The 15,802-nt window shown below is 40.9% G+C and carries 15 protein-coding genes; 13 read left to right on the forward strand and 2 right to left on the reverse strand.

The genetic code is table 11. From position 1 onward, the window contains the following. Positions 1 to 58: 58 nt before the first annotated feature. Entirely contained in the window at positions 59 to 2,545 is a 2,487-nt protein-coding gene (locus BFP97_RS07615) for a hybrid sensor histidine kinase/response regulator (protein WP_069841847.1), read from the forward strand. Beyond that, on the forward strand, positions 2,535 to 2,924 hold the full coding sequence (locus BFP97_RS07620; RefSeq protein ID WP_069841848.1) for a RidA family protein: 390 nt from the start codon (positions 2,535 to 2,537) through the stop codon (positions 2,922 to 2,924). The genes BFP97_RS07615 and BFP97_RS07620 overlap by 11 nt, the downstream gene beginning before the upstream one ends. A 14-nt stretch (positions 2,925 to 2,938) precedes the next feature. On the opposite strand, the gene BFP97_RS07625 is transcribed toward BFP97_RS07620, so the two are convergent. After that, the gene (locus BFP97_RS07625; protein ID WP_139135224.1) at positions 2,939 to 3,493 is read right to left on the reverse strand and encodes an NUDIX hydrolase; all 555 of its coding nucleotides are present in this window, start codon (positions 3,491 to 3,493) and stop codon (positions 2,939 to 2,941) included. Between the two features lie 179 nt (positions 3,494 to 3,672). Here BFP97_RS07625 and BFP97_RS07630 point away from each other — a divergent pair, with 179 nt between their 5' ends. From BFP97_RS07630 to BFP97_RS07640, 3 genes are all read left to right on the forward strand, one after another. Then, on the forward strand, positions 3,673 to 4,335 hold the full coding sequence (locus BFP97_RS07630) for a DUF4159 domain-containing protein (protein WP_069841850.1): 663 nt from the start codon (positions 3,673 to 3,675) through the stop codon (positions 4,333 to 4,335). Between the two features lie 88 nt (positions 4,336 to 4,423). Continuing rightward, entirely contained in the window at positions 4,424 to 4,798 is a 375-nt protein-coding gene (locus tag BFP97_RS07635) for a BlaI/MecI/CopY family transcriptional regulator (RefSeq protein ID WP_069841851.1), read from the forward strand. 6 nt (positions 4,799 to 4,804) lie between these two features. Next, on the forward strand, positions 4,805 to 6,106 hold the full coding sequence (locus BFP97_RS07640) for a M56 family metallopeptidase (RefSeq protein ID WP_069841852.1): 1,302 nt from the start codon (positions 4,805 to 4,807) through the stop codon (positions 6,104 to 6,106). Here BFP97_RS07640 and BFP97_RS07645 read toward each other — a convergent pair. Then, positions 6,103 to 6,549 (reverse strand): hypothetical protein, encoded by a 447-nt coding sequence (locus tag BFP97_RS07645; RefSeq protein WP_069841853.1) that lies wholly within the window; start codon positions 6,547 to 6,549, stop codon positions 6,103 to 6,105. The genes BFP97_RS07640 and BFP97_RS07645 overlap by 4 nt on opposite strands. Positions 6,550 to 6,617: 68 nt before the next feature. Here BFP97_RS07645 and smc point away from each other — a divergent pair, with 68 nt between their 5' ends. The 8 genes from smc (at position 6,618) to BFP97_RS07685 (ending at position 15,755) form a co-directional block, all read left to right on the forward strand. Continuing rightward, a complete protein-coding gene (gene smc, locus BFP97_RS07650) occupies positions 6,618 to 10,151 on the forward strand; it encodes a chromosome segregation protein SMC (protein WP_069841854.1) in 3,534 nt (1,177 codons plus the stop codon). Between the two features lie 23 nt (positions 10,152 to 10,174). Then, on the forward strand, positions 10,175 to 10,843 hold the full coding sequence (locus BFP97_RS07655) for an SGNH/GDSL hydrolase family protein (RefSeq protein ID WP_069841855.1): 669 nt from the start codon (positions 10,175 to 10,177) through the stop codon (positions 10,841 to 10,843). Further along, the gene (locus BFP97_RS07660; RefSeq protein WP_069841856.1) at positions 10,840 to 11,682 is read left to right on the forward strand and encodes a cyanophycinase; all 843 of its coding nucleotides are present in this window, start codon (positions 10,840 to 10,842) and stop codon (positions 11,680 to 11,682) included. Before BFP97_RS07655 ends, BFP97_RS07660 begins: the two co-directional genes overlap by 4 nt. Before the next feature lie 166 nt (positions 11,683 to 11,848). After that, positions 11,849 to 12,469, forward strand: coding sequence for an RNA polymerase sigma factor (locus BFP97_RS07665; protein WP_255399401.1), 621 nt, complete (start codon positions 11,849 to 11,851; stop codon positions 12,467 to 12,469). Beyond that, positions 12,459 to 13,235: an anti-sigma factor family protein gene (locus BFP97_RS07670; RefSeq protein WP_069841857.1), complete on the forward strand. Its 777-nt coding sequence runs from the start codon at positions 12,459 to 12,461 to the stop codon at positions 13,233 to 13,235. Before BFP97_RS07665 ends, BFP97_RS07670 begins: the two co-directional genes overlap by 11 nt. 95 nt (positions 13,236 to 13,330) lie before the next feature. Beyond that, on the forward strand, positions 13,331 to 13,834 hold the full coding sequence (locus BFP97_RS07675) for a hypothetical protein (protein ID WP_221406594.1): 504 nt from the start codon (positions 13,331 to 13,333) through the stop codon (positions 13,832 to 13,834). Between the two features lie 18 nt (positions 13,835 to 13,852). Then, entirely contained in the window at positions 13,853 to 15,184 is a 1,332-nt protein-coding gene (locus BFP97_RS07680; RefSeq protein ID WP_069841859.1) for a hypothetical protein, read from the forward strand. A gap of 88 nt (positions 15,185 to 15,272) precedes the next feature. Further along, positions 15,273 to 15,755 (forward strand): heme-binding domain-containing protein, encoded by a 483-nt coding sequence (locus BFP97_RS07685; RefSeq protein ID WP_069841860.1) that lies wholly within the window; start codon positions 15,273 to 15,275, stop codon positions 15,753 to 15,755. Positions 15,756 to 15,802: the final 47 nt, after the last annotated feature.

The raw sequence follows: 15,802 nt of genomic DNA on the forward strand, positions 1-15,802 counted from the left end.
CACGAATGATTGGCTGAAAGCTGAAAAATGCTGAAATTCCATTTTCAAAAGTGCCCTAATGCACATTAATAGACTCTTACTCTTTTTACTACTCACCCTCAGCACCTTAAATGGCTTCGGACAAAGGAATTCTTTCCAGAACAGCCACTCCATCTATTCTGCCGATGAGGAAATAATTGAGGCAGACGAAATCTTGGTCTACCGTGATGATGAAAATAGACTAATCATTGATGATGTTCGTCAACTACAAGCATCTGATTTCATTCACCTGGACGACATCTCCATTTTCAATAAGGATGCTACCTATTGGGCTTACTTTCGGCTTGTAAGCCGAGCTGATCAAGACATAGACTTCGTGCTTCACGGTGGGCGAAATGGAAAGGAGACCTATTACCTGATTCGGGATGAAGAAGTCAGCGTAAAGAAAACCGGTTATCATTTCCCAAGTGGCGAAAGAGATATTAGACAGGGTTATCCTACCAGAATAAACATGACCCTGCCGGCTGAAGAAACCGTTCATGTTTACATTAAAGTTGAAAGCACAGACTTTAACCCTATTGACATAAGAGCTTCTTTAGTACCCAAAGATATATGGACTAACAGGCTTGAGAACATGAATCTGCTTGAAGGAATCTTTTCAGGCATACTGTTTGTCGTGATCATTTTGGCCTTTTTCATTTTTGGATATACGCGCGAGCGGGTTTTCCTATTCTTTGCCATATATGCTCTTTCTAACATGGTCTATTTTCTCAATATGCATGGCATCATTGAGCTTTATGTACTAACAAACTTAATAGATCCGATACCCTCATTGTGGATTTTACCACTATTGAGTGCTGCTGCCTACTTCACCTTCTCGCGCTTTTTCCTTGAAACGCACATCGACCAACCTAAATGGGATAGGCTACTCACAGTGTTGTCTTATTTCTCGCTGGCAATGTTTCTGGCATTATCCACTTACCTGTTTCTAACTGGTAACATGTATTTCGCCATAGCTGTAATGCACATAACGATTCTAGTGCTTTCAGCATTCGCTTTGGTTTTAATTGTTCGGGCAGCTAGAACCAATAACATCATAGCCAAGTATTTTGCCTACGGTACCATGTTCTTTTTGGCTTCTGTACTTATCGTGGTAGTTGGTCAATTAATTGAAGCTTCAAGTAACATCCCTATCCTTGTCCAAGGAGGCATCATTGTAGAAATTGTGGTCTTTAGTCTGGGAATAAGCCATAAATTGAAACGCCAATTTGAGGATCATGACATTACTCAGCGATCGTTAATTCTACAGTTAAGAAAAAATGAGCGGTTACAAATTGACATTAATCAAGAACTCGAAGAAATAGTCGCTGACCGAACGCAACAGATCAAGAAACAGAACCAGGCCTTGAAGGAAGCCCGGCAAGAGGCTGAAAAAGCTACCAAAGATAAGTCAGACTTTTTGGCTGTAATGAGTCATGAAATTAGGACACCTCTCAATGCCATCATCAGTCTGTCCCATATCATGGAGATTGACAACAAGGACAAAGAGATGAAGGAGTATATCGATGCGCTCAAATTCTCAGCTGAAGGTCTTCACTCTTTGATTAACGATATTCTAGATTACAATAAAATTGAGGCGGGTAAGCTTAGATTGGAGTCTACAGAGTTCTCGCTTATAGATTTACTAAGAAACCTTGGAGAAAGCTTTAAATATAAAGCCAACAATAAAGGGATAGAACTCAAAATTGAAATTGGGGAACACCTACCCGATCGACTCTTCGGAGACCCTACAAGATTGACTCAAATACTGAACAACCTTATCAGTAACGCCATCAAGTTCACTCATGAAGGTCATATCCATATAAAAGCTGTGCTAGCCGGAATTAAAGATGAGACAGCAAAAGTAGCCTTTAGTGTGGCTGATACTGGTATAGGTATACCAGAAGACAAGCTTCAAGCTATCTTCGAAGAGTATGAGCAAGCGAGTGAAGAAACCACCAGAGAATATGGTGGTACGGGATTAGGTTTATCTATTGTCAAGAAGCTACTCGACTTAATGGAAAGCAAAATACAATTGAGGAGTATCGAAGATAAGGGCACCACTTTTGGTTTTGAGATTGACTTTAAGATAGACCCTGAGTTTGACATGATCGACTTGCAACAGCAAGACAGAGACAAGGATTTGAATCAGCGAAAAATACTTGTGGTTGATGATAATGACATGAATCGCTTGGTCCTCAAGCGATTATTTCAAATCTGGAATGCCTCTTTCGATGATGCCGACAATGGTTATGATGCACTTGACAAAATCCAAGAGACTGAATACGATGTGGTCTTAATGGATATCGAAATGAAACCAATCAATGGTTTTGACACCACAAACCAACTCCGAAAAATGCGTCCGGATGGCACCCCAAAAGTCATTGCAATGAGCGCACATAATGCTTCGGAATTTGAGATAGAATTGAAGCAGTTCGGTTTTGTCGACTTCGTTCATAAACCATTTGACCCAGAAGATCTTTTTCAAAAACTAAACCTCTACACTAATCGACAAAATGAGCAATAGAACAAACTATTCATCCGGTAGCCCTTGGGAAGATATCGTTGGGTATTCTAGAGCGGTTCGGGTAGGCAACACCATAGAAGTAACAGGTACGGTGGCTGATCACGAAGGTGAGTTACTCGGAGGCGATGACCCCTACCTTCAAACCAAGTACTCATTAGATAAGATAAAAGCGACTTTGGAGAGTGCCGGAGCAACACCTGAGGATGTGGTGAGAACAAGAATGTTTGTGACTAACATAGATCACTGGGAAGCGATCGGCAAGGCACATCAAGAGGTATTTGGTGATATAAAACCATGCACCACAATGGTGGAGGTTTCCCGATTGATTGACGATAAATATCTTGTGGAGATTGAAGCGACAGCTATTATCGATCAATAGACAGCTATTATCGATCAATAGATTTCATCGATAAGATGGACCAATTCGCTTAATATCATTGCGGTAGCTCCCCAAACCACTTCACCATCAATATCAAAGTACGGAGACTCTATGGTATAAGGTGGAAAGTGCATAGTCTTCGTACTTCTTCGGTTTGTATCCCTGAGTTCAGTCAAAGAAGGGGTCAGTACTCTGATCACTTCTCGAGTATCCGGGACAATTTCTGGCTGTGACCGGACCACTCCAACCGTTGGGTAAACTTTGAAATTGCTCGCAATTATAAACAGCTCGGATAGCTGACCGATAACTTCGATGGATTCATTTTCTACACCGATCTCTTCCTGAGTTTCCCTTAGTGCAGTATGGACGATGTCTCGATCATTCTTTTCTACCTTTCCTCCAGGCAAGCTAATCTGACCACTATGCGCGCCTCGATAAACAGGTCTTTTGGTCAAAGGAAGATATATGTCACCATTCTCGGGGTAAAGCAACACCATTACGCCTCCAGGTCTTGCCGGATTATTTGGGTCTTCGCTAAACCTCTTCTCATCTATTGGCCTGGGCGCCATAATTTCTTGAGCTTTCCTACCAGGTAGCGGCTCGTTCAATCTTCTTGAAAGACTTTGTACAAAATGGTCGAAGGTGTTAGGGCTCACTTAACAAAAATGTGTTTTATTACTGATAATTAAATATAAACTTCAAAGACTATTAACCGTTCCAGTATTAAGAAGTTCCCAACCTCAGATAAATGTTAAAGAAGTCAGCACTTTCATTGTTAATGCTTTGTCTCTCATTAAGCCTTTTTGGTCAAAAAGAGCAGTTGAAAATGGCCAAGCTCAAATATAATGGAGGGGGCGATTGGTATGCCAACAAAACCGCTCTACCCAACCTCGCCAAGTTTTGCAATGAAAACCTAAGGACATCATTTGATACTCAGGATGCCATCGTTGAGGCAGGAAGTCCTGAAATCTTTGAGTATGCTTATGTCTACATGACTGGCCATGGAAATGTGGTCTTTAGTAATAGTGAAGCAGAAAACATTAGGAACTATCTGCTCGCTGGTGGCTTTCTCCACATTGATGATAATTACGGTCTTGATCCCTACATAAGGTTGGAGATGAAAAAGATATTTCCAGAACTAGAATTCATACAACTCCCCTTTGACCACCCCATTTACCATCAGAAATTCAAGTTTGAAGATGGACTGCCAAAAATTCATGAACATGATAACAAGCCACCACAAGGTTTTGGCCTGATTTATGAAGGGAGGTTAGTGTGCTTTTATTCTTATGAGTCAGATCTGGGAAACGGTTGGGAAGACAAAAGAATACACAATGACCCAGAAGAGGTACGACTAAAAGCACTTCGTATGGGAGCGAATATCATTTCATTCGCACTCACCCAATATTAGGCTGACCATTAGCAATAAAAACTAACAGGTTAGTTTGAAAACTAGTTGGATAGTTGTATAATTGATTGATAGTATCAAAACAATAGTTATGAAGGAATTGACAAAGGCAGAGGAACAGGTAATGCAAATTTTATGGCAGATTGAAAAAGGGTTTGTCAAAGATGTATTGGCAAAAATGTCCGAACCTAAGCCAGCATACAATACCGTATCTACAATCATCAGGATTCTTGAAAAAAAGGGATTTGTAGGCTACAAAGCCTACGGAAAAACCCATGAGTACTTCCCTATTATTGACAAGAAGACCTATAGTAACTTTTATCTGAAAAATTTCATCGGTGGATATTTTGGTGGATCATTTCAAAAGCTAGTTTCATTTTTTGCCAAAGAAAACGATATGGACATCAATGATTTTGAATCATTAATGCAGCATGTTGAAGACAATTTGAAAGACAAAGATGAATAAGAGCTAATGGGGAAGCATCCAACCATAGAACTATTAGAAAGGCTTAATGACGCGCTCATTTATGCCCTTGAATCAGCTACTTGCTTGGCTATACTGTATCTGGCATATTACTTTCTACTCAGGAAAGAAAAGAGCTTTCAATACAATAGATTCTATTTGTTGGCAGCAATATTATTCTCGGTTTCTTTCCCATTACTGGAGATCGATTACAATCCTGCAAATACTCCTGCCGTACTCAATTCTATACACCAGGTGGGTAATGAAGTAGGGAGTGAACCAATAATTGAAGCAGACAGAGCCTACTCTTATACCATAACAGCGCAATCGGAACGCCCATTCCTGCTCTGGTGGGAAGCACTATTAGTGCTATATGTGAGTGGAGTGGTCATTGGCTTATCCAAATTGCTACTGCAGATCAGGTCGTTTAAGGAAATCATTTGGTTTAAGAGACATAGAACACGGTATAAAGTAAAAGGAGACTACTTTCTCGTAAAAACGGATGGCTCCATGCCTACTTTTTCATTCTTCAAGTATTTGTTTTGGGACAATACAGTTTCTCTTACGCAAGAGGAGAAGCAACAGGTTATGGATCACGAAATGGTCCATATTAAAGAGAAGCACTCTTACGATATCATGCTCATAGAGTTGTTAAAAGTGTTTTTCTGGTTCAACCCATTCATGTACCTATACAAGCTATTGCTGGAAGAAAGCCATGAGTATCTAGCCGATAGAAAAGTCGCCCTAGAAAGAGGCAAAGAAGTGTACAGCAGACTATTGGTAAAGACGGTGTTCCGTAAAATGGGCTTAGAATATGGAAGTTACTTTGGCAAAAATCAAACAGTCAAAAGAGTTCAAATGTTGGCTAAAACCAAGAAGGTAAACTTCTTGAGATTGCTAATTCCTCTTCCTTTGATCGCATTATTGTTCTTCATTTTCTCTTTCGAAGCTGCCTTGCCTGATGGTTTGACTATCAATGGTTACCAGATTGAAAACAACACCTTTGGGGCATCTGATATTGCTCCAGCACCAGTCAAAGGGGCTAAAAACTGGGAAGAGTTTATCGAAGAAAATATCGCATACCCTGGTGAGGTGATTGCGAATCAATTGAACGGTGAAGTCGAAGTAAAATTCACTGTAAACAAAGAAGGTCTTCTAGAGAACCTTCGCTTTTCTCAGAGACTTGGAGCGGAATACGAGAGACAAGTTATAAATGCACTTGCAAGAGCAGGTAAATGGACACCAGGTATTAAAGATGGCGAGGTTCAAGAGACGAACATTGTCCTTCCTATTGAATTAAAAAGATCTTAATACTTTCGATTGAAAACCTCAGAAGCCACAAAGGCTTTCTTTGCATCATCAAGACTTGAAAACATCTCTCTGAAATCTTCTTGATCGACTTCCTCCTCTATCTCATACCCTTTAAAAGAAGCCATAGGCTTATCCATCTTTCTTAGAGCAGGTTTTGGAGCTGGCTTAGGTGTATCATAAACCTTGACAGGGGGTGCAGGAACTTCCGGGACAGGCTCCAACTGAGGTTCTTCACGAATCGTCCTTTGACCAGTAAATTCTTCCAGAAGTTCTTCAAAAGTAGGCTTCCTTGAGACAGGTGGTGGGCCTACCGTTTCCGGGTCAGAATGTCGCCCTCTTTTCGGCTGACTTTTACCCTGCTGATTCTTCTTTTTAGCACCAGTAAAAATAAAATATATGATTCCAAGAATTAGATAAAGAGCGGTGCTAAAGTCGAAGTCCATGACACTAGCAAATCTAAGAATTAATTCTAATTTTGCTAGCTATACCTATTTTTTACGGATTCTAGTTAATGCAACTTACCAAACTTGAAATAAAAGGATTTAAGAGCTTTGGAGACAAGGTAGTAATCAATTTCGATGAAGGTATTACAGGCATTGTTGGCCCCAATGGTTGTGGAAAATCCAACGTTGTAGATTCCATTCGCTGGGTTCTGGGAGAACAAAAAACGAGGATGCTCCGGTCTGAAAAGATGGAGAACATCATCTTTAATGGTACCAAGAAAAGAAAGCCAACGCAACTCGCTGAAGTTTCGCTTTCCTTTAAAAACACAAAGAACCTCCTCCCTACCGAATACACAGAAGTGACCATTACCAGACGCTATTACCGATCAGGTGAAAGTGAATATCTATTGAATGGTATTAGTTGTCGTCTAAAGGATATCAATAACCTCTTTATGGATACGGGTATAGCCTCTAATAGCTATGCCATTATTGAGTTAAAGATGGTTGACAACCTTTTAAATGATAAGGACGACTCCAGGCGCGACCTCTTTGAAGAAGCTGCGGGTATCTCAAAATTCAAAAAGAGAAAGAAAGAGACCCTTAGAAAACTCAAGGATACTGATGATGATCTCGATCGTGTAGAAGATCTACTCTTCGAAATAGAGAAAAACCTGAAGTCTCTCGAAAAACAAGCCCGTCAGGCCGAAAAGTACTACAAGCTCAAAGAGGAATACAAAGTTGATAGTATTCAACTGGCAAGAAGAGCGGTCTCCGAGAAAACTGACAACTTCAAAAAACTGGAAAATGAGATAAAGCAAGAAGGTGACCGTAAGATTGAAATCGGTCAAATGATTGCCAATCAGGAAGCGAATATTGAAAAGGGTAAAACGGATCTCATTACAAAAGAAAAGCTCCTCGCCTCACGTCAACGCACCTTAAACGAACATGTCAATAAAATCAGGCAGTTCGAAAGTGATAGAAAAATCAAAAACGAGCGACTTACCTTTTTAGAAGACAAAAGCGACAATCTCAGAGAACAAATCGAGGCCGATCGCAAGAGCAATGAACGAGCCGCTTTTAGCCTGGAAAGCCTGAGAAAAGAACTTGATGAAGCCGAGAAGGAATTGCAATCCATTACCAATGAAGTAGGTTCGTTAGAGAAGATTTATCAAGAGCAAAAATCAATGTCTCAATCGGCTCAGGATGAGTACGAGGAAAAGAGACGAACTTTTGCCGACAAACGAGAAAAACTTTACACCCTCAAGAAAGACATTGAGATAAAGGAGATTCAGTTAGAGACTTTGAAAACTGAGTTTGCCAAGACAGAATCTGATACTTCTGAGCAATCAGAAACCCTTGCTCAGTTTGATGAGAAGCTCTCAGGCCTACAAAAGGAATTTGATGAGAAAAAGAAGCTGCTTGACGATAGAAAGGCAGCTGAAGAAAAGCATACCAAAGCCGTTCAGCAAACATCGGAAACTATCGATATTATTAGAGAAGAACTGACCGGTGTAAGTAGAAGCTTAGATTCAAAAAGAAACGAGTATAATCTTACTAAGTCACTCGTTGAAAACTTAGAGGGTTTTCCAGAAGCCATTAAGTTTCTTAAAAAGAAAGCCAATTGGAACAAGTCGGCCCCTCTCCTTTCTGATATCATTACCTGTGACGAAAAGTACCGTGTGACCATCGAGAACTATCTCGAAACTTATATGAATTATTATATAGTGGACACGGAACGTCAGGCGTTTGAGGCGGTGAATATTTTGAGTGATGCATCAAAAGGAAAGGCAAACTTCTTTGTGCTCGATGCTTTTGACCACTACGAAGCTAAGGAGTCAAAGCTCTTTGAAAACACAGTTCACGCTACTGAGATAGTCGAATATGAGCCAAAGTATAAAAAACTAATAGGCTTCATTCTCGAAAACGTCTTCATCGTTAATGGCGGTCCTGGAGATATACCTGTGGATGATTCAGCTGTTTTCATTACCGAAAGTGGGCAATATACCAAGCGTAAGTTTAGTGTATCGGGCGGTTCGGTAGGACTCTTTGAAGGAAAGCGGATTGGTAGAGCAAAGAACCTTGAAAAGCTGGAAAAAGACATCAAGTCACTTGAAACTAAATCCGTTGATATCAAGGAAAAACTTGAGCATCGTCAACAGGAATTAGCACGTTTAAAATCAGATACCTTCCGGTCAGAGATTGATCAGCTACAGACTGATTTCAACCGGGTTAATGAAGAGCTCATCTCTATCAAAACCAAGAAAGAGCAACTCGCTCAAATGCTCTCTAGTAGGGCCAATCGTAAAGAAGATATCGTTGCTAACATTGATAAAATCAGTGCATCATTAGATCAGCTTACTCCAACCGTATCCGAAGAAGAAGCATCTTTTGCTGAGGTAGAGGGCGTTATTGGAGCCCTAGAGGAAAAGGCGAAATCTGAGTCCCAAAAGTTAGCTGAGAAGTCTCAGGCCTTTAATGAACGAAATATCCTTTTCCATCAGAAGCAAAACAGAGTCAGTTCTGTGAATCAGGAAATTGGCTTTAAAGAAACGGCCTTTGAAGGTAGCAAGCAGCGGATTGAAAAGAATCAGCTTGAGCTAAGTAATAACGAAGCCGAGATCAAACGTCTCATTGCCAATACCGAGTCCAACGATGACGAACTCATTGAAATGTACGATGAGAAGGAGTCTATCGAAAAAGGTGTCAATGAAGCTGAAAAAGACTATTACGCGCAACGTGGTGATATAGATGTATCAGACAAAACACTCCGCGAGCTCCAGCGCAAAAGGGAGCACTCTGATACCCTCATGATGGAACTCCAAAACAGATTGAATGAAACAAAGCTGGAGCTAAGTTCTGTCAAAGAAAGACTTTCAGTAGAGTTCAATGTGGATCTTGATCAACTACTCCTTAATGAGGAAGAAAACTCATCAGAGAAATCACTCGATGAGTTAGAGAGAAACGTATTGAAATTGCGGGAAAAGTTAGAGAAGATAGGGCCAATCAACCCGATGGCCATGGAAGCTTATGACGAAATTAAGGAAAGACATACCTTCATTACCGAACAACGTGATGATTTGATTTCAGCTAAGGAGTCCCTATTGGAAACCATCAGTGAAATTGACACCGTTGCAAAAGAGACTTTCCTTGAGGCATTCGAAAACATCAAGTCTAACTTTATCAAGGTTTTCAGATCACTCTTTACTGAGGAAGATGATTGCGACCTGAGATTAGTTGACCCTAATAATCCTCTTGAGTCAGGAATTGAAATCATGGCTAAGCCGAAAGGTAAGAGGCCTTTGACCATCAACCAGCTTTCAGGTGGAGAAAAGACTTTGACTGCCACCTCTCTCCTCTTTGCTATTTACCTACTTAAACCAGCTCCCTTCTGTATTTTCGATGAGGTGGATGCGCCACTGGATGATGCGAATATTGACAAGTTCAACAACATCATTAAGAAATTCTCCGGGGAGTCTCAGTTCATTATTGTGACGCACAATAAGAGAACAATGGCCTCTACAGACATTATTTATGGAATCACAATGATTGAACAAGGTGTTTCCAGAGTAGTACCAGTTGACTTACGAGAGTTAGCTGACTAAATTAGAGAAACACTTATTTTCTTATGATCAAAAAGCTCAAACTGCTTTTCGCGCTGGCCTTACTCTTCTCAACAACGACTATCATGGCACAAAAGACATACCTCGCATTGGGCGATTCCTACACCATTGGTGAAAGTGTAGATATATCTGAAAGATGGCCTGTTCAACTGGTGAAAACGCTCAATGACCAAGGCACTGAGATGGCCGAGCCTAAGATCATCGCAACCACAGGCTGGCGAACCGATGATCTCCAAAAAGGTATCAGGGAAGACAAAGGGCTATTAGAAAACTATGACCTCGTGTCCTTATTAATTGGTGTGAATAACCAATATCAGGGCAAAGCCATTGCTCAATATAAAAAAGAGTTTGAAGAGCTGATCAATACCGCTATCAAGTTTGCAGGAAACAATCCAAAAAAGGTTTTTGTAGTCTCTATTCCAGACTACGGCAAAACACCATTTGGTGCAAAAAAGGAAAAACAGATCGCAAAAGAGCTCGATGAGTACAACCGAATCGCAAAGCACATTGCCCTGTCTTATGGCATTCCATTCTTTAACATCACGCCCATTTCTCGTGAGGCGAAGGAACGTCCCGAATTAATCGCTAAGGATAAACTTCACCCTTCGGGAAAGATGTATTCAGAATGGGTAGCACTATTTGCAGATGACGTAGCTAAAATTGTAAAGCAATGAGAATATTACTAAGCATTACTGCCGTTTTTATCTGCCTGGGACTTAGTGCCCAAAAGCAAACCACCGGACCTGAAAAGGGCCATTTGATCATTGCTGGAGGGGCATTGCGCGACCCAGGCGTTTATGCCAAATTCATGGAACTCGCTGGTGGAGAGGAGTCACATATTGTGGTGATACCTACGGCAGGTGGTTATGAAGTCACTAAAGAAAGAGAAGAAGGCTTGATCAAGTCCTGGCAAGCACGAGGTGCCGCAAAAGTGACTATCCTCCACACCACTGACCCAGAAGAAGCGGACACAGAAGCCTTTGCGGGAGTTTTAAAGGAAGCAACAGGTGTTTACCTGCCTGGGGGAAGACAATGGCGCTTTGCTGACTCCTATCTCAATACAAAAGTTCAGGAATATTTATTTGATCTTTTGGATCGTGGGGGTGTCATAGCGGGTAGTTCTGCAGGTGCCACTATACAAGGATCCTACTTAGCCAGAGGCGATAGCAAAACCAACACCATCATGGTCGGTGATCATGAAGAAGGTTTTGGCTTTGTGAAGAATATTGCGATCGATCAGCATACATTAGCTCGAAATCGCCAATTCGATATGTTTGAGGTGCTGAAGGTCTACCCTGATTTACTAGGCATCTCGATTGATGAAAACACCGCCATACTGGTGACTGGCGATGAATTTGAAGTGATTGGCCAAAGTTTCACCCTTATTTATGATGGAACACACTGGGATCAAACCAAAAACCAGTTTGTAAAGAATCAACCAGGCCAAGAACGATTTCACGTACTTCGAAAAGGCAGAAAGTATGATATGGCCGAAAGAAGGGTGATTCGTTAAATACCAGTTTAGGACACTCCCTAATTGTACTGTCTAGGTCTTCAAGACCATGTACAACAGAAGAATTGCAAGCTTTTCGATCAATAAAAGGCGATTCTTATCTTTTTCTTAAATTCCTTCAAACTTTTTCAAAGCCACTGTCATCATAAAGGCGGAACGAAAACCCATGAAGGAAATCGACCTGATGCCACAAACCAACTTCTTAGTCACAGCAGCCAAGTCGGGTGATGTCATTGCCATGAATCAGTTAATTAAACAATGGCAAAAACGGATCTACAACTTTGCTTACAAATACTTCAATGATTACGACCTGGCAATGGAGGTGACGCAAAAAACCTTCATTTCTATGAATAAGAACTTGAAGACCCTGAAGGAAGAAGGTCGGTTTAAATCATGGATTTATAGAATAGCCGCCAATTACTGTCATGAAGAAGTAAGAAAGCAGCAGAAAAGGTGGGTTTTCCCTTTTATGAAGGTGCAAAACAATCAGGAAAATGTGCAGATCGAAAATTCGGTGAGCGCAACCAGAGGTGAAAACCCTGAAAAAGTCTATGGCAATGAGGAACTAAAGTCCCTACTGAAAAGAGCTTTGGCCACATTACCAGAAGAACAACGAATTGTGGTCATCATGAAAGAATATGAGGGCTTAAAGATTCGTGAAATCGCTGAGATAGTAGACATCTCAGAAAACACAGTAAAGTCAAGACTTTACTACGCATTGGGCAGTCTTAAGAAACTACTCGATCAATGGAATATCAATAGAGAAACGGTGCATTATGAAGTATAAACCTACCGAAGAGATATTAATGGCCTACCTATATGGCGAGCTTGACACAGATCAGGCAGGCCTAGTGGAAGCCTATCTAGAGGAGAACCCTGAAGAGAAACAAAAACTCAAAGCGTTGAGCGACACCAGGGTGATCTTTAACGAGCTAGAGGACGAAGAACTTCCAGGCCAGCTGGCGTTTATGGAACCTGCCAAAAACGAAGAGTGGCTCTACTGGAGAAAGTATGTAGCGATTGCTGCTACCCTACTACTCATCTTGACTTTTGGTTGGGCCACGGGCTTTAAAGTGAACTATGATGATGAAGGACTCTATCTTGGTTATGGAGAGATTGAAAGAGGCCTCTCTGAACAGGAGATATCAGATATGATCTTTGAAAACAACGCATCTATGGCGGCCTATCTGCAAGACAACATGAAGTTGGGTCAAGACAGTCTGAATCTAAAGATTGATGCCTTACAGGCCAATAACGATAATGAGGAAATTATTAAAGGAATTTTCGAAAGGGAAAAAGATGCCCTCATCACACAGATGGTCGGATTAAATGACAAACTCAGTGGTGACTATCGTGATATCCTTAGACAAATTGTGGTCAACTTTTCAAACAATATTGAATCCCAGCGCATCGAAGATTTAAGAGGCATTCAAGCAGCTTTCACTGAACTAGAAGATGCTACAATCAACAAGCAATTTCAACTTGAAAATGCTCTGGTAGATCTGGAAGAAAAGGTGAACACCGTGATTGCCAATAATTCAAACAACAAATAACAATGGTCAAATACTCAAAATATCTTTTCACTCTTGCAATACTTCTATGCGCAATTAACGTTGGAGCTCAATCCTTCAATGCGGTTCAGCGCGATATGGAAATAACAAGAGTGACCTTAGAGAATTTTCTTAAAAAGTGGGATGGTGATCCGCTACTCAACAAAATCACTAACACAGAAGCAGAATACAAGAAAGGCCAAGGAGTGACCTTTAAAGTAGATGCCCCGAATGCCGATATTCTAATGAATACTCAAGGCGGTGTTTTCAGGAGCGGTGATCAGGGAATGATGGATACTTTCTATACACCAGAAATCATTTCACTTCAGCAGCAGCGTCTGTTGGATGCGATCATAAAGTTTGTCACAGACTTTTATAGCTACATACCCAATTTGGAGGGTAACGAAGACTTCAGGGTAATTTTTGAAGTCAAAGATTCAGAATTGAAGAAGAACGGTAAAGTGATCCCCCCATCACCCAAAGCCAGTGAAAGAGCTTACTTGATTACTGCCAAATGGAATATGAAGGATTTAAAAGATTTAAAAACAGGTAAGCTTGGAGCTGTCCAATTCGCAGAAAAAATTACAGTAGAAAAAGATTAAAATCGAAATATCAGAATTATGAAAAATCAAACAACAATAGGAAAATGGGCTTTGATAGTCATCGCACTATTTGCACTTAATATGAGTCCACTTGCCCAAAATGCATACACAGTGGCAGGGGTATCCGACAGCAGAAATACTCAAGATATCGCCAAACTGCCAAAAATGGAGAGGGATATTATCATCTTGCAAAATGTGCTCAATGATTTATTCAGCCAAGGAAACCGTTTTTACTCTGCCAGTAGAGGTGCCAAAGGAATTTATGTACCCGGCAAAGGAGTAATCTTTAATTTTGGATCGGCTAGCAGAAGCAGTTATGATGTGATTTTTGCTGAAGAAATTATAGCCTCACAAAATGTTTCAAAGGAAGCAAAAGACGAGCAAACAGCAGATGAGAAGAACAAGGAAAAAGAAGACAAAATCAAGTCACTATCCAAAGACTTCTTGGTCAACTATGGCAGTATTCTAAGTGATCTGAAAGCTGGAGAAAAAGTAATGCTTAATGTTAATTACTCCACGTTGAGACCAACTAAATCAGGCCAAAATGGGGTTACTGTTCAAGGAGGCTCCAATATAATTTATCATGGTGGTGGTAAAACAGATAAAAAGAGAATGGTCTCTTCCATTGATTTCTCCACCATTACAAGTTACCTAAATGGTAAAACAAGCCTTCAGGCCGCGAACTCTGCTATAGTTCAACGTAATGTAGAAAGTGAAATAAATTCAGTTCCGGATGCTAAAATTATGGCAGGAATTCTCGATGATCTATTCCAGTCCAACTTTGACGGAATTTACCGTAGAAGCGGCAAAACCAACTGGACCTATTTTGAAGGTTTTGGCTTAATGTTCGATATGAACTTAACAGGGGCTCGTGGTGGCGTTAGATTTCTATCGGCAGACGCGGTAACTGTTACAGGTGTAAGAGCATCGAGCAATGATGAAAAGAATAAGGAAGTTGAAGAGGCCAACAAGAAAGTAGAAGAAAATTTTGATGACCTGATTGAGCTGGTAAAAGAAAGTTTAGTGACTTACGGACGTACCTTAAGAAGCGTAAAAAGCGATGAGGTTGTTATACTAAACCTTAACCTAGGGTCTGCCTTTAGAAAAACTAAACTACCTAAGGCAATCAGGCTCCAGGTAACCAAGAGCCAAATCGAAGCTTACTCGAGAGGGCAAAAGTCAATTGATCAGCTAAAAAAGGAGATTGACATCACCACTTTAAAAGCAAGTACTGGAAGCTTCTCCCATTCGGGTTTCCCAGAGGCCATCGTCTATGAAACTGCTCCTGACCATGAGGATCACCCAGTAGAAGTAATAGGTCATACAAGTCCAAAGAAAAAGTCTAATTAAGACGTTTCAACAAACAAAAAAAGCTCGGCTGGTCACCGAGCTTTTTTTGTTTGTTCTCGTTTACATAAATTAAAGTCAAATCAGGGCCATGAAGAAAGCACTTAAATACACCTTTGGAGCAGTTTTAGTCTCACTCGTTGTAATACAATTTATCAAACGCCCGGAACGGATTAGTGAACCTGCTAACGATGATGATATCATCAATGCGCTCGAAATTGAAGGCCCCATAGCTTCCCTACTGAAATCAGCATGCTATGACTGTCACTCTGACCAACCGCGTTATCCCTGGTATGCCAGTGTGGCTCCGGTGAGTTGGCGGATCGCGGAGCACATTGAACATGGCCGAGATGAACTGAATTTTTCAAAATGGGCCACCTACTCCGCCAGACGAAGAGATCATAAACTTGAAGAAATGATCGAGGAAGTTGAAGAAGGTCATATGCCCCTACCCAGTTATGTCCGAATGCACAGTGACGCCAGACTCAACACAGAGCAGATTACATCTCTCAAAACCTGGATAAATACCGAAAGAGAAAAAATTGCCGCTGAGCGGGCCCAGTCTAACGATTAAGTGCTTTTTTCAGCCTGCTGATTACTTCAACAGACAGAGTTCTTTAA

This window comes from Roseivirga sp. 4D4 (assembly GCF_001747095.1).
GTDB lineage: Bacteria > Bacteroidota > Bacteroidia > Cytophagales > Cyclobacteriaceae > Roseivirga.

Coding starts and splice junctions, on each gene's coding strand:
- BFP97_RS07615 (WP_069841847.1), top strand. CDS start 59: ATGCACATTAATAGACTCTTACTCTTTTTACTACTCACCCTCAGCACC.
- BFP97_RS07620 (WP_069841848.1), top strand. CDS start 2,535: ATGAGCAATAGAACAAACTATTCATCCGGTAGCCCTTGGGAAGATATC.
- BFP97_RS07625 (WP_139135224.1), bottom strand. CDS start 3,493: ATGGCGCCCAGGCCAATAGATGAGAAGAGGTTTAGCGAAGACCCAAAT.
- BFP97_RS07630 (WP_069841850.1), top strand. CDS start 3,673: ATGTTAAAGAAGTCAGCACTTTCATTGTTAATGCTTTGTCTCTCATTA.
- BFP97_RS07635 (WP_069841851.1), top strand. CDS start 4,424: ATGAAGGAATTGACAAAGGCAGAGGAACAGGTAATGCAAATTTTATGG.
- BFP97_RS07640 (WP_069841852.1), top strand. CDS start 4,805: ATGGGGAAGCATCCAACCATAGAACTATTAGAAAGGCTTAATGACGCG.
- BFP97_RS07645 (WP_069841853.1), bottom strand. CDS start 6,549: ATGGACTTCGACTTTAGCACCGCTCTTTATCTAATTCTTGGAATCATA.
- smc (WP_069841854.1), top strand. CDS start 6,618: ATGCAACTTACCAAACTTGAAATAAAAGGATTTAAGAGCTTTGGAGAC.
- BFP97_RS07655 (WP_069841855.1), top strand. CDS start 10,175: ATGATCAAAAAGCTCAAACTGCTTTTCGCGCTGGCCTTACTCTTCTCA.
- BFP97_RS07660 (WP_069841856.1), top strand. CDS start 10,840: ATGAGAATATTACTAAGCATTACTGCCGTTTTTATCTGCCTGGGACTT.
- BFP97_RS07665 (WP_255399401.1), top strand. CDS start 11,849: ATGAAGGAAATCGACCTGATGCCACAAACCAACTTCTTAGTCACAGCA.
- BFP97_RS07670 (WP_069841857.1), top strand. CDS start 12,459: ATGAAGTATAAACCTACCGAAGAGATATTAATGGCCTACCTATATGGC.
- BFP97_RS07675 (WP_221406594.1), top strand. CDS start 13,331: ATGGAAATAACAAGAGTGACCTTAGAGAATTTTCTTAAAAAGTGGGAT.
- BFP97_RS07680 (WP_069841859.1), top strand. CDS start 13,853: ATGAAAAATCAAACAACAATAGGAAAATGGGCTTTGATAGTCATCGCA.
- BFP97_RS07685 (WP_069841860.1), top strand. CDS start 15,273: ATGAAGAAAGCACTTAAATACACCTTTGGAGCAGTTTTAGTCTCACTC.